Raw genomic sequence first — 13,403 nt, 5'->3', positions numbered from 1 at the left:
AAAGCAGGAGAGTGTCATGGCTAAAGTGCTCGTCGTCGATGACGAACCTAATATTGTTTTATCGTTAGAGTTTTTGATGGAACAAGCAGGGTTTGAGGTCGTCACTGCCGAAGATGGTGAACAGGCACTGGCACGAGTGAAGGATGACCAGCCGGATCTACTCCTACTCGACATCAGCCTACCGGGCATTAGCGGTTTTGATGTGTTAGAGCGACTACGCAGCGAAGAAGCTACTGCACAACTACCCATTATTATGTTGACCGCACACGGGCGTGACGTAGAGCGCGAAAAAGGTATGGCACTAGGCGCAGATGACTACATCACCAAACCCTTTTCTACGCAATCGCTGGTGGAGAAAGTTAAAACACTGCTCATTAAGGAGCAGCCATGACACGAGGTGGGCTGCCCAAGCGCCAGCGCCTGATCGGCCTTTGGCTGTTGCTTAGCGGCGTCAGCCTACTGGGCGGTGCTGTGTTTGCCGCCTGGCTGGATACTCAGCTTGCCCCCACAGGCGCCACCCGAATAGCGCTGTGGGTAGGCAGCTTCTCTGGCGGTGCAACGATATTTCTGGTTGGTTTGTTGCTTGAGCGCATGTTGTTTACACCGCTGCGCCATTTACAGGTGCAATTAGCGCGTTTAGTCGCCAATCCCGATGCCCGTGATGAACACCCACCCGAAGGTTGGCTAAAAGGTCTGGGACCCGACTTACGTCGAGTGCGTGAAAGCTGGCGCGAGGATCGCAGCCGCCTAGCCACTGCCCATGCTGACGGTGCTCGTAGCGCGGCACGCATACGCCAGGAGCTCGAAACGCTGCTGCAAGTGCTCGAAACCCCGCTGCTACTCTGTGATCATCACCGCCGTGTGATGCTATTTAACCAGGCCGCAGAAGACTTTTTTGTCGGCAATACCGGGCTTGGCTTAGGGAAACGCCTGGAAGCCCTACTGCCCGTAGCCAGCTTGCAGCAAGCACTCAGCCAGCTGCCTAACGACGGCTCGCCTAGAGAACTTCTCGCTCCTTGTGATAACCGTTGGCTAAAAGTCATCCTGCGTCGAGTGCCAGGTAGCGACCGCGAAACGTTGTTGACCTTTAGCGACGCAACGGCGTCGTGGTCAAGCGAAATGGGCGTCAGAGCAGAGCTTGCCGATATGCTGACCCCGCTTCGCCAGCATACCGCCAGTTTGACCAGCGCCGCCGATGCGCTCATCCAGCTACGCGATCAAAACGACGCCAGCACATCTTCGTTGCGCCAACGCTTTGAGCGCGTCATCCATGAGGAAGGCGTCACATTAGGTAACAACGTAGCTAAAATTGGCCAACTGCTCGATGATATGCAGCACCAGGGCGAGCGCCTAACGCCCATGTGGTCCAACGACTTCTGGCAAGCACTGGATGAGCGCCTTGATCCCGAACACCGTTTAATCACACCGGTGGGCATGCCTGCTTGGTTTAAAGGCGACGCCCCGGCCTTGATTGCGCTATTTGATTCATTGGTTAAGCATCTCAATGCCTATCTTCCTGACAATGGGTTTGAAGGAGAGTTATGCCTGGGTAATAAACGCGTTTATCTCGACCTTATTTGGCGCGGTAAAGCGATACCCGAGCATGAACTCGCCGAGTGGCGCCAGCAGCCACTAACCTCGCTGCCGTTAACACCCAACGTTGCCGATGTACTGCGCCAACACGCCAGCGACATCTGGAGCCTAGCCGACGATGATGGCGTGCACGCCCGCCTGCGCCTTCCGCTTCCCGCGGTGGAGCGCGTCGGTGCCCCGCGGGAAACCGCTCCACCACGGCCTGAATTTCATGACTTCGGCATTGCCGACCTTCCGCCGCCGGACGAAGCGCTCGCCAGCCGTTCCCTGCGCAGCTTGGAGGTTGTGGCGTTTGATACCGAAACTACCGGCCTTGAGCTACGCCGCGGTGACACGGTCATTAGCCTTGGCGCCTGCCGCGTGGTTAACGGGCGACTCCTGGCAAGCGAAGCCTTCGATCAAAAGGTAGATCCCCAGCGGCCGATCCCGCCTGCCAGCACTGCGATTCACGGCCTTACCGATGCCGATGTGATCGGTGCACCACCGCTGGATATCGTGCTGACCCGCTTTCGCGACTATGTGGGAGAAGCCGTATTACTCGCTCATAATGCCGCCTTTGACCTACTCGCCATCAGCCATAAAGGAGTCGCCTTTGACATTCCCGTCATCGATACTCTACTGATTTCTCGTGCGTTGGACGAAGCCCTTGATGGCCATGATCTGGATAGCCTAGCCCAACGCTACGATCTGGCATTCCCGCCAGGCACCCGTCACACTGCACTGGGTGATGCCCGAGTGACCGCCGAGCTCTGGCTTGCTCTGCTGCCACGTTTAGAGGCCCGCGGCGTAGATACCCTGGAACAGCTGCTGACGCTGCAGGCCAATGCCTTTGACCGCCAGGATGCCAGTGCCTTATGAAAAGCTCAGGTCAAAAATCGCGACAAACCGAACGCTTAATGGCCTTGGTAGCGATTGCCTTACTGCTTTTCTGTCCACCACTGATTATCGTGGTAGACCGTCTTCCTTCATTTAACATGAGCTGGCTACCCCTTTATCTATTTTGCGCTTGGGCCGTTGTCATCGGCCTAACGGCTTGGTTAATGGAACACCGGGCGGGCCGCTAAGCATGCGTACTGACGCTATTATCCTGGGCACCGCCTTTGGCTATTTAGCGCTACTGTTTGTGGTGGCCGCCTGGGGTGATCGGCGGGCGGAGCAAGGTCGATCACTGATTGGCTCGCCCACGGTGTATGCGCTTTCCATTGCCGTTTACTGCACCGCCTGGACGTTCTACGGCAGTGTCGGACGAGCCGCCGAGTATGGCCCCAGTTTTTTATTAATCTACCTGGGGCCCACCCTGGCGATGCTGTTGGCTCCCTTTGTGGTTCGCAAGATGGTGCGTATTGCCGCACGCCAGAGAATCACCTCTATTGCTGACTTTATCAGTGCCCGCTACGGTAAAAGCACCGGCCTTGGGGCGCTCGTCGCCTTAATGGCTCTAATAAGCATTACCCCTTATATTGCCCTGCAGTTAAAAGCCATCACCGTTAGTCACGCAGTGCTGATTAACTATCCGCGTGCCGCCGACACCACCTTGGTCGATGAACACTTTTGGATGGATAAGTCCCTTTGGGTCGCCCTGGTACTAGCGGTCTTTATTATCCTGTTCGGCACCCGCCATCTGGATGCCAGTGAACGTCACGAAGGCATGGTGGCGGCTATAGCGGTGGAATCCATCGTTAAGTTAGTGGCTTTTATGGCCGTTGGCCTATTTGTGGTCTTTGTGATGTTTGAAGGCCCCGCCGCGCTGTTTGCTCAAGTAGCGGCAACCCCCGCGCTAGCCGACAGCATGCGGTTGGAAAGTGTCCCTGGTGGCGTCACCGGCTGGGTGGGCATGCTGGTGCTGGCCTTTTTAGCGTTTTTAACTCTGCCCCGCCAATTCCAGGTATTGGTGGTCGAGAATGTCGATGAACAGCACTTAGCCCGAGCGAGCTGGCTCTTCCCTCTCTACATGCTATTGATCAATCTGTTCGTAATCCCCATTGCGCTGGCCGGCTTGTTGCTAGGCTCAAGCGCTGGCGATCCGGACAGTTTTGTCCTGACGCTGCCGCTCTCAGCAGGCCTGGAAGGATTACCCCTTTTAGTGTTTATTGGCGGCCTCTCAGCGGCAACAGGAATGGTAATCGTCGAAACGATCGCGCTCTCTACCATGGTGAGCAACCAACTGATAATGCCGCTGCTGCTACGCTCCAAGCGGCTGCACCTGAGCACCAAAGGCGAACTAGCAGGCTGGCTATTGGGCATCAGACGCATCGCTATCGTGCTGATTTTACTCCTTGGCTATCTTTACCATGCATTAATCGGCGACTCCTATAGCCTAGTGACCATTGGGCTGGTTTCCTTTGCCGGGGCGGCACAGTTTGCCCCAGCGCTACTGATTGGCCTTTACTGGCGTGGTGCCACTCGCCAGGGCGCCACTACCGGCTTAATCGCTGGCTTCTTAATCTGGTGTTATACCTTGCTGTTACCCGGGTTTGCCCAATCGGGTTGGCTGGATGCGTCACTGTTGATAGAGGGCCCATGGGGAATTGCCTGGCTGATACCCTATGGCTTATTCGGGCTCGCAGAGTGGGATATTTATACCCATTCACTGTTATGGAGCATGTTAGCCAACGTAGGACTCCTAGTGGGCGTATCACTGTTTACGCGCCCTACTCGGCTTGAGCAGACCCAGGCGGCGCTGTTCACCGAAGCGATGCACCCCAACCTGCAAACCACGTCGCTATCGACATCGCTATGGCGCGGGCAAACGACTCAGGGGGCGCTAAAAGAATTACTTATTCGCTATTTAGGCAGTCAAACTACCCGCCGAGTGTTTAGCCATAGCAACAAAAGTACCTATTCTGCTGATGAGCCCGCTACCGCCGAGCTGATTACACGTGCCGAGCAGGCACTCGCGGGTTCGCTGGGCAGTGCGTCAGCACGCGTGTTGATTAACTCGGTTGTCCGCGGTGAGGCGCTGGATATCGAGTCGATTCTTAGCATCCTGGATACCACCTCGCAAACGTTGGAATACAATCGTCGTTTGGAGCAGAAGTCCCAAGAATTGGTGCAAATCGGGGAGGAGTTACGCAGTGCTAATGAGCGCCTGCGCGAGCTAGACCGTCTAAAGGATGAGTTTGTGGCCATGGTGAGCCATGAGCTGCGCACTCCACTCACGTCCATCCGTGCTTTTGCTGAGATTTTACGCGATAGCGGGCAACTACCAGAGGACAAACGCCAGCACTTTCTTGGCGTCATTGTTCATGAAAGCCAGCGGCTATCTCGATTAATAGAAGAAATCCTGGATCTTGCCCGCTTGGAAAGCGGTCGTTTAACGCTGAACCCAGTCCCCCTCGATCTTGCTGCCCTCACCCGTCACAGCATTGATGCCATTGCGCATCTCCATGAAGAGCAAGGAATCGAGTTAATCGTCAGCTTAGAAGCGGACCCAGCAATGGTGATTGGCGACCAAGACCGCTTGGAGCAAGTAATCATCAACCTGCTTGATAACGCTGGCAAGTTTGCCGATCGCCATCAACCAAAAGTGCACGTCACCCTTTATCGCCATCGTCACCACTTCCGTTTAAGCGTAGAGGATAACGGTGCTGGCATTAGCGACGAAGAGCGTGAACGCGTGTTTGAGAAATTCCATCAAATACAGCAAGACGACGATATTCCAAGGGGACGGCCAAGAGGCAGTGGTTTAGGGCTGCCGATTAGCCGGGGTATCATCGCCCACTTGGGCGGAAGGCTGTGGGTGGAAGATGCCAAAACGCTGGGGGGCGCCTGCTTGACACTTGAGTTGCCCGATGCGCCGGATGAGGCAAATTCTGCTTAATCAGCCATTGCTTTCACAGCCACCTCTAGGCTTTTATTACTTGCTGAGCAAACGCTCGAATCTGCTGAAGGTCGAATTTAAGCAACAGGCGCTGGTCTTCGCGCAAACGGCGCAGATCAACCCAGCCATCGGCGGCTTGGCCACGAGCTTTGTTATATCGTTGCTGATCCAGAATGTGCTGTTGCAGGCGTTCAAATGCCACAATGAGTAGCTCTGCTTGAGCAACCGGGAGTACCTTCTCCTCCCGGCTAAGCATGACCAAACGCTCTCGAGTCGCTATAGTGCGCAGACCTTGTCGAACGCAGAGCAAACGCGCGGCGCTAATCAACGGCATCAAGCCTTGATGCTTTAGGTTAATAGCGTGGCCATGGGGTGCATCGAAATGTGGGCTCGAAGCGACTCGTCCAAAGCGATCCAGCGCTACCGGCAACTCCTCTAGTAGCGCCGCCATTTCAGCCATAAACAGTGATGCTTTCGGGAGTATGGAAGCGATGTGCTCGCCCAGTTGCACCGCAAGCGCTGAACTACCAGCGACCGGCGAAAAATCGAGCAGTATATTGGTCTGCTGAACGCGTTTCACCCGCCGGTCAGCACTCCATATTTCTAGTTGTGCTTGCCACTCACTTAACCGTTTTCGCCACATCGGCCAGCGCGCCATGACATGCCCATGGCAGAGCGGGATACCGGCCTTATCCAGACGCTGAGTAAATCGCTCGCCTAGTGACTGAAAAAAACCATCGATCTCGACGTGACGATGGTCAGGGTAGTCATCTATGATCAGCGCATTATCCTGGTCGGGGCCAAGCAGGCTCTCAAAGCGCGCCGCCGAGCCTAATAGCAGCACACAATAATCCACGGGAGGTTTCCCCCACCCCTGCGCCTCCATCTCGCTTAACGATAGCGCAATTGCCTGGCGATAAAGCAACGCATTGTGGTCACTGATAATTTGCGCAATACGCCAAGCAGGCAGATCGTAATGCGCCAGTGTTTCGACCAACGGCAGTTGCCACGCATAAGCGTCGGCTAATGAGATCTGAGGAGAAGACAGCTTTGAGAAAAGATGCTGTAACGGCGCGTTGAGTGCCTGAGTATCTAGGTAGCCATGCTCGTTAAAGAGAGCACGCCAGGGTGAGGCTTGGTGTACAACACGCATGCGCCTCTCCTTCATTCAATATTGCATTGTTCAATATTGTATTGGCTTTACTGCCCTTTTTCGCTATCGCTTTCGCTGGCGCGACGCGGGTCAGGCGCAAACATTGCCTCACCCACTTCATCAATATAGCGCTGGGATTTAGTGACCATCATGGTATCGCAAGCTTCGCGTGCGGGCAGCATGTCGGAACGCTCAAAGCGATGTTCGAGCATTTCACCAGAAGCGTCAGGCTTGCGGATCCAGCCGCTTACACGGTACTGGCCGCTCTTATCGTCCGGCTGAGAGACAATCTCGTAGCCCTTATATTCCACAGGTTCAGCAGCCTTAGTGGTCGCGCCTGAAGGGGCTTGTCGCTCGCTACCAAAGAGACCGAAAAATAGTTTTTTTAACATAGTGGCTCCTCTGCTTGTAGGGCGGCGATTCGTACTCGCCGCCCTAGCAAGATGTGGGCTTTTTATCAGCTAATGTTACTAGCTTTGTTTACGCCCTTTACCTGCAGCAATACGCAAACGCAGCGCGTTCAGCTTGATAAAGCCTTCGGCATCTTTCTGATTGTAAGCGCCAGCATCGTCCTCAAACGTAGCGATTGATTCATCAAACAGCGATTCATCAGACTTGCGGCCGACCACGGTAGCGTTACCTTTGTAGAGCTTCATGCGCACCACACCCGCGACATTCTTTTGGGTTTCGTCAATCGCTGCCTGCAGCATACGACGCTCAGGGCTCCACCAATAGCCGTTGTAGATCACTTCTGCATATTTCGGCATTAGCTGATCTTTCAAATGGGCCTCTTCGCGGTCCAAGGTCAGCGACTCAATGGCGCGGTGAGCACGCAACATAATGGTGCCCCCTGGCGTTTCGTAGCAGCCACGTGACTTCATACCCACATAGCGGTTTTCAACAATATCCAACCGACCAATGCCGTTGTCGCCACCTAGCTTATTGAGTTTTTCGAGCACTTCATGGGCTTTTAGCGATTCGCCGTCGATGGCGACGATATCACCCTTTTCAAACGTCAGCTCGACATAAGTCGGCTGATCGGGTGCGGCTTCAGGCGAAACACTCCAACGCCACATATCGTCTTCTGCTTCGGCCCACGGGTCTTCCAAAATACCGCCCTCGTAAGAGATATGCAGTAAGTTGGCATCCATGGAGTAAGGCGATTTTTTCTTTTTATTAGAAAAATCGACCGGAATTTTATGCTCTTCGCAGTACGCCATCAGCTTTTCACGCGAGGTTAAATCCCACTCACGCCAAGGGGCAATCACTTTTACGCCCGGCTTAAGCGCATAGCCGCCAAGCTCAAAGCGTACTTGGTCGTTACCTTTACCCGTCGCACCGTGAGAAATAGCATCGGCACCGGTTTCATTAGCGATTTCGATCAAGCGTTTGGCGATCAATGGCCGGGCGATAGACGTACCCAGCAGGTACTCACCTTCATAAATAGTGTTAGCGCGGAACATCGGATAAACGTAGTCACGTACGAACTCTTCGCGTAGATCTTCGATATAGATCTCTTTGACGCCAAGGGCTTGTGCCTTGGTACGCGCTGGTTCGACTTCTTCGCCCTGACCGATGTCGGCAGTAAAAGTCACTACCTCGCAGTTGTAGGTTTCTTGCAACCACTTAACGATAACGGATGTGTCCAGGCCGCCTGAATATGCCAGCACAACCTTTTTGACATCGGACATTCTTTGCTCCTCGTTGATCATAAAACGTTCATTTGTAAAAAAAACACTCACCACTCGCGCTAGGCTGGTGCGATAGCGCTTTGAAATCGCTCTTTGATACAGAGCTTGAGTATAGCGTTCTCATTGCTCAGCGAACACCGTCAACGACGCCTGGGGGCTAAAGCTGCTAGAATCACACCATTCAAAGCGGTGGCTTACCGCTTCTGTCGATTGATGACTCGCTTTACTATTACTCGCTTTAAACAAGGAGAGCTGCATGAGCGAGGCAATTGCCCGCGAATTAATGGCCCAACGTTTTCGCAGTTACCTGCCGGTGGTCGTTGATTTAGAAACAGGGGGATTTAATGCCCAAGGTGATGCCGTACTCGAGATTGCCGCCGTTACGCTGACCATGGACCCGGAAGGCAACCTGCTTCCAGATGCCACCTATGCTTACCATATTATCCCCTTTGAGGGAGCAAACGTTGAGCAGTCGGCACTTGATTTTACGGGCATTAATCTAGACGATCCGCTGCGCAGCCAGGTAGCGCTAAGCGAAGCTGAAGCACTGGGTGAAATTTTTCGACCCATACGAAAATCCATCAAAGCCCACGACTGCACGCGCGCCATTTTAGTCGGCCATAATGCAGCATTCGATCAAGGCTTCTTAAACGCAGCCGTCAATCGGTGTGGCATTAAGCGAAACCCTTTTCACCCTTTTTCAAGTTTTGACACGGCCTCGCTTGCAGGCCTGGTATATGGTCAAACGGTACTTGCGCGGGCCTGTCGTGCCGCTGGCATTGAATTTGATAACAAAGCGGCTCACTCCGCCCGTTACGACACCGAGCGCACCGCTGAGCTATTTTGCGCTATGGTCAATCGTTATAAAGATCTAGGTGGCTGGCAGCTTGCCCAGCGCGAACAAGAAATGGACGGCACCGAATGAGTCAATAAGGCAACGATAGTGCTACAGGTGCAGCCCTCTTGGCTTTACGCTACACTTCGTTACCTTGCGCTAACACACGTCAGAGCATCCTGCCAAGCTATTTGCACTTATGCTTGGCTAACACTTATTGCGACCCTTTTACTCTACCCATTTTCAGGAGATGAGACGTTTCCATGGCCCAGCATAATGCCTTTTACGCCCAATCCGGTGGCGTCACCGCCGTGATCAACGCCAGCGCCTGCGGCGTTATCGAAGCCTGCCGTCAAGCACCCGATCAAATTGGCAAGGTTTACGCCGGTCACAACGGCATTATCGGCGCTTTAACGGAAGACCTGATTGATGTTACCCAGGAGAGCGATGAGTCCATTGCAGCACTGCGACATACGCCGGGGGGTGCTTTCGGTTCCTGCCGCTATAAGCTGAAAGACATTGACACCCACCGCACGCAGTACGAGCGTTTAATTGAAGTATTCAAAGCGCACGATATTCGCTACTTTTTTTATAACGGTGGCGGCGACAGTGCCGATACCTGCCTAAAGGTTTCTCAACTCTCCGAAAAGCTTGGCTACCCACTCACCGCAATTCACGTGCCTAAAACCGTGGATAACGATCTGCCCATTACTGACAACAGTCCTGGCTTTGGCAGCGTTGCCAAGTACATTGCTACTTCTACATTGGAAGCGTCGTTAGATATTGCGTCCATGTGCGCCACCTCTACCAAGGTGTTTGTGCTTGAGGTAATGGGCCGACACGCGGGTTGGATTGCTGCTGCCGGTGGCTTAGCGGGCCAGGCGGAGGGCGAGCCCCCGCATATGATTATCTTCCCAGAAATCCCGTTTAACCGTAAAGCGGCCATGGCGCGGGTTGAAGAGAGCGTTAAACAATTTGGCTACTGCGTCATTGTGGTGTCTGAAGGTGCACGCTACGAAGATGGCACTTTTTTGGCCGATGCAGGCAATACCGACGCCTTTGGTCATCGCCAGTTAGGCGGCGTCGCGCCAACGCTAGCGGGGATGATCAAGCAGGATTTAGGCTACAAGTACCACTGGGCGGTCGCTGATTATCTCCAGCGCGCTGCGCGCCACCTTGCCTCTAAAACCGACGTTGAACAAGCCTATGCAGTGGGCCGTGAAGCGGTAACATTGGCATTGGCGGGCAAAAACGCCATGATGCCAGCCATTCGTCGTATTTCTCAGTCGCCCTACCATTGGGACGTTATTTCTGCCCCGCTTTCCCAGGTAGCCAACAAAGAGAAATTTATGCCCCGCGACTTTATCAGTGAAAATGGGTTTGGCATTACCCAGCCTTGCCGGGACTACCTCTCCCCGCTCATTCAGGGCGAAGATTTCCCGCCGTTTGAAAACGGGCTACCTAAAGTGGCTAAGTTAAAATTAGCCAAGGTCGAACGCAAGCTGCCTACGTTTACGCTATAAGCCGCTAACGCAGCAAAACTAAAAATAGCTGCAATAAAAACGGGGCGATGACATTATTCATCGCCCCGTTTAATAAGCTTAACGTTAACGCAGCAGCCAGGAAAGCACGAGCAGCAGCAACAAAATTCCCGCCACCCCCTGCCAAAAACGCCGCGGTTCCTGACGACTTTCTTCCCCTCGGTTTGTCGCTCGACCAAGCGGCACCCTAAGTGCATGCAAGAATTCGGACATACGCCTAAACCGCAGTGCCCGCTGAGGGTCCAGGGCGCGACGTAAAGCATCATCTAATGCCGGTGAAATTTCTGGATTAGTGGTACGCGCACTTCGATAGGTCAACTCTTCGAGATCTGTATGACTACGCAGCCGATTGGGGGTCAGCGTATAGGGCAAAGTGCCCGTTAGTAGCCAGTAGGTAGTAGAGGCAAGCGAGTATTGATCACTGCGCCGGCTAACACTGTCGGCCAACGCATACTCAGGAGCGGTGTGCTCATTAAAACCAATCTGCCGGAGCAACTCGCCTGAGTGCCGATGCCCTTCGCCATCACGCATATGGCAGGCACTAAAATCGGTAAGCACCAGCTTGCCGTGTGGGTCGATTAAAATGTTATCGGGATTGATCTGTTGATGAATGATTTCCCGGTGATGCAGCGCCTGCACCGCCTTGCCGAGTTGATTCGCGATATCCAGGCGCTGAGTTAAGCTCGCTTGAGGATGCCGTTCCGCCCACTGGCGCAACGTCTCGCCTTCAATATGTTGCATCAGATAATAGAGATAACGGCGTGGCCTTGACGGCTCCATCACCTTGACGACAAACGGTGAATTGACCCGCTCTACCACCCACTGCTGAAGTAGGAAGTGCTCTAGGTAGGCGTTGCGCAACGAAAGCTCTGGGCTGGGCGCCTTCATCACCATTTCACGTTCGCTATGCACATCGCGAACACGATATACACGCGACTGCGCTGTTCGAGATAGAACAGCGAGAACTTCCAGACCATCTAAACGCTCACCCGGCGAGAGCTCAGGCGGAATAGGCAAGTCACCATAGAGCTGCCCTGGATGTTCGGTGACCTCTTCAGGTAACTCATCGATTCTTACCAATTGAAAGCAGAACTGATCACCGCCGTAGCCTCGCTCTTGAGCACGCTGCTTCGCCTCATTAGCTAAGCGCTCACAGGCGGCATCCAGATCACTGGCGTCTTGGCGAATCAAACGTACATAATCGGAGGGAAGCAGCGTGCCGCGCACGCCCTGTGTGGTGAACAGAAATAGGTCGCCCTGCTTAAGGGTGATGTGGGTGTAATCGATATCAACACTACCGTCCATGCCCAGGGCCCGCGACGGGTAACGGTAGCCACCCAGATCGGTAACATGGTCGCGACTTAATTGCTCAAACTCAGCGCCGCGCAAACGAAACACTAGCGTATCGCCCATATGAAACAGATGCGCTTCGCGGCCACGAAACACCATCGCTGACATAGATGAAACGAAACTACCCTCTTTCACATGCTGGCTTTGGCTGTAGCACCAGCTATTAAGCGCACGCAGTACACGGGTGGCTGACGTTTTAACATCCCAATGATCAGGGGTTGAGAAGTAGTCGGCCAGGAAACCCCGCACGCTTAAATCACCGGCTTGCTTGGCCATGGTATTGCGTGAAATGGAGTCGCTGATAATTGCACAACCCCCTTTGGCGCTTAGTAGCGGCGCTTCTGGAAAGCGAACCGACATAGAACTTCGGTGCAGACGCCTGTCGGGTGCGACAAACGCTTGACCATAACTGATGAGCAACTGGGCGTGCGACAAGTCATCCTCCTAGGCTGCCGACTCGATCGAAAGACATCACTTTCCTCCACTACTTTCCTCCAACAGCGCTTATGATACACGCAGCCGGGTAGATAGGATGCTCACCAAACGTCTCTATCGTTTTCTTAGTCTTTTAAAGTGGCCCGGTTTACCACTGTCGGCCAACCTATGTCGCATTGGTAATCGGGCAGTCATGTTCGTATAATTCTTCGCCATCAACGACTCTAAATCGATTGCCTAATCACTGCACGACTCTAGCCACAGCACTATCAAGGAATCAACGATGAACTTCGATAATATCCCCGCTGGAAAGGATCTCCCTAACGACGTTTACGTGGTGATCGAAATTCCAGCCAACCACGATCCGATCAAATACGAAATTGATAAAGACATGGGCGCATTACTGGTTGACCGCTTTATGGCCACCCCCATGTTTTACCCTGCCAACTATGGCTTTATCCCGCACACCCTGGCAGATGATGGCGACGCTCTAGATGCGCTGGTCGTTACCCCGCACCCGGTTCAAGCTGGCAGCATTATTCGCGCTCGTCCGGTAGGTATTTTGAACATGACCGACGAAGCCGGTGAAGATGCAAAACTAATCTGCGTGCCCCACGCAAAACTTAGCTCGCTCTACGACGACATCCAGGAGGTCACTGACCTGCCTGAGCTGCTGCGCCAGCAGATCGCCCACTTCTTTGAGAACTACAAAGATCTTGAAAAAGGCAAATGGGTGAAAGTCGAGTCTTGGGAAGGTGCCGACGCGGCGCGCAAGGCAATCGAAAAATCTGTTATCGCCTACGAAAAAGCGTAACAGTTCTGGATTTGCTGTTTTGCAGCTAATGAGGCCGCCTATATAGGCGGCTTTTTTTTGTTACCAGGATTAACACACCATTAGCGACCGCGTCACCTCACCGCAGCTTATACGCGTAGGGTCTAAGGTTGCGGTATGCTATTTGCCTTTGCTTGCGATGCCATTGATTAA

General features: G+C 53.6%; 11 protein-coding genes. 7 read left to right on the top strand and 4 right to left on the bottom strand.

The genetic code is table 11. The features are described from left to right. The first annotated feature begins 16 nt into the window (after positions 1 to 16). The 4 genes from ACUVOF_RS08860 to ACUVOF_RS08845 are packed head-to-tail and all read left to right on the top strand — an operon-like array spanning position 17 to position 5,413. Positions 17 to 391 (top strand): response regulator transcription factor, encoded by a 375-nt coding sequence (locus ACUVOF_RS08860; protein WP_113267962.1) that lies wholly within the window; start codon positions 17 to 19, stop codon positions 389 to 391. After that, a complete protein-coding gene (locus ACUVOF_RS08855) occupies positions 388 to 2,451 on the top strand; it encodes an exonuclease domain-containing protein (RefSeq protein WP_447044005.1) in 2,064 nt (687 codons plus the stop codon). Before ACUVOF_RS08860 ends, ACUVOF_RS08855 begins: the two co-directional genes overlap by 4 nt. Then, positions 2,448 to 2,657 carry a hypothetical protein gene (locus ACUVOF_RS08850; RefSeq protein WP_447044004.1) on the top strand — a complete coding sequence of 70 codons (210 nt, stop codon included), beginning with the start codon at positions 2,448 to 2,450 and terminating at the stop codon, positions 2,655 to 2,657. Before ACUVOF_RS08855 ends, ACUVOF_RS08850 begins: the two co-directional genes overlap by 4 nt. Positions 2,658 to 2,659: 2 nt before the next feature. After that, positions 2,660 to 5,413, top strand: coding sequence for an ATP-binding protein (locus ACUVOF_RS08845; protein ID WP_447044003.1), 2,754 nt, complete (start codon positions 2,660 to 2,662; stop codon positions 5,411 to 5,413). Positions 5,414 to 5,438: 25 nt separating this feature from the next. Here the strand turns inward: ACUVOF_RS08845 and ACUVOF_RS08840 are convergent, their stop codons facing one another. The 3 genes from ACUVOF_RS08840 to ACUVOF_RS08830 form a co-directional block, all read right to left on the bottom strand. Then, positions 5,439 to 6,566: a DUF294 nucleotidyltransferase-like domain-containing protein gene (locus ACUVOF_RS08840; protein WP_447044002.1), complete on the bottom strand. Its 1,128-nt coding sequence runs from the start codon at positions 6,564 to 6,566 to the stop codon at positions 5,439 to 5,441. 47 nt (positions 6,567 to 6,613) lie between these two features. Further along, on the bottom strand, positions 6,614 to 6,958 hold the full coding sequence (locus tag ACUVOF_RS08835; protein WP_447044001.1) for an HlyU family transcriptional regulator: 345 nt from the start codon (positions 6,956 to 6,958) through the stop codon (positions 6,614 to 6,616). A gap of 78 nt (positions 6,959 to 7,036) precedes the next feature. Beyond that, positions 7,037 to 8,257 (bottom strand): argininosuccinate synthase, encoded by a 1,221-nt coding sequence (locus ACUVOF_RS08830; protein WP_447044000.1) that lies wholly within the window; start codon positions 8,255 to 8,257, stop codon positions 7,037 to 7,039. A 256-nt stretch (positions 8,258 to 8,513) separates the two neighbouring features. On the opposite strand from ACUVOF_RS08830, the gene rnt reads away from it, so the two are divergent. After that, on the top strand, positions 8,514 to 9,182 hold the full coding sequence (gene rnt, locus ACUVOF_RS08825) for a ribonuclease T (RefSeq protein WP_447043999.1): 669 nt from the start codon (positions 8,514 to 8,516) through the stop codon (positions 9,180 to 9,182). A gap of 173 nt (positions 9,183 to 9,355) precedes the next feature. Further along, positions 9,356 to 10,615 (top strand): 6-phosphofructokinase, encoded by a 1,260-nt coding sequence (locus ACUVOF_RS08820; RefSeq protein WP_447043998.1) that lies wholly within the window; start codon positions 9,356 to 9,358, stop codon positions 10,613 to 10,615. 84 nt (positions 10,616 to 10,699) lie between these two features. Here the strand turns inward: ACUVOF_RS08820 and ACUVOF_RS08815 are convergent, their stop codons facing one another. Further along, positions 10,700 to 12,418: a protein kinase domain-containing protein gene (locus ACUVOF_RS08815; protein ID WP_447043997.1), complete on the bottom strand. Its 1,719-nt coding sequence runs from the start codon at positions 12,416 to 12,418 to the stop codon at positions 10,700 to 10,702. A 283-nt stretch (positions 12,419 to 12,701) separates the two neighbouring features. Between ACUVOF_RS08815 and ppa the strand changes: the two genes are divergently transcribed. Continuing rightward, positions 12,702 to 13,232, top strand: coding sequence for an inorganic diphosphatase (gene ppa, locus ACUVOF_RS08810; RefSeq protein ID WP_113267970.1), 531 nt, complete (start codon positions 12,702 to 12,704; stop codon positions 13,230 to 13,232). Positions 13,233 to 13,403 lie beyond the last annotated feature (171 nt).

The sequence above is a fragment of the Vreelandella sp. H-I2 genome, assembly GCF_052959335.1.
Note: the sequence above shows the minus strand (reverse complement) of the source record. Positions and strands in the feature narration are given on the sequence as shown.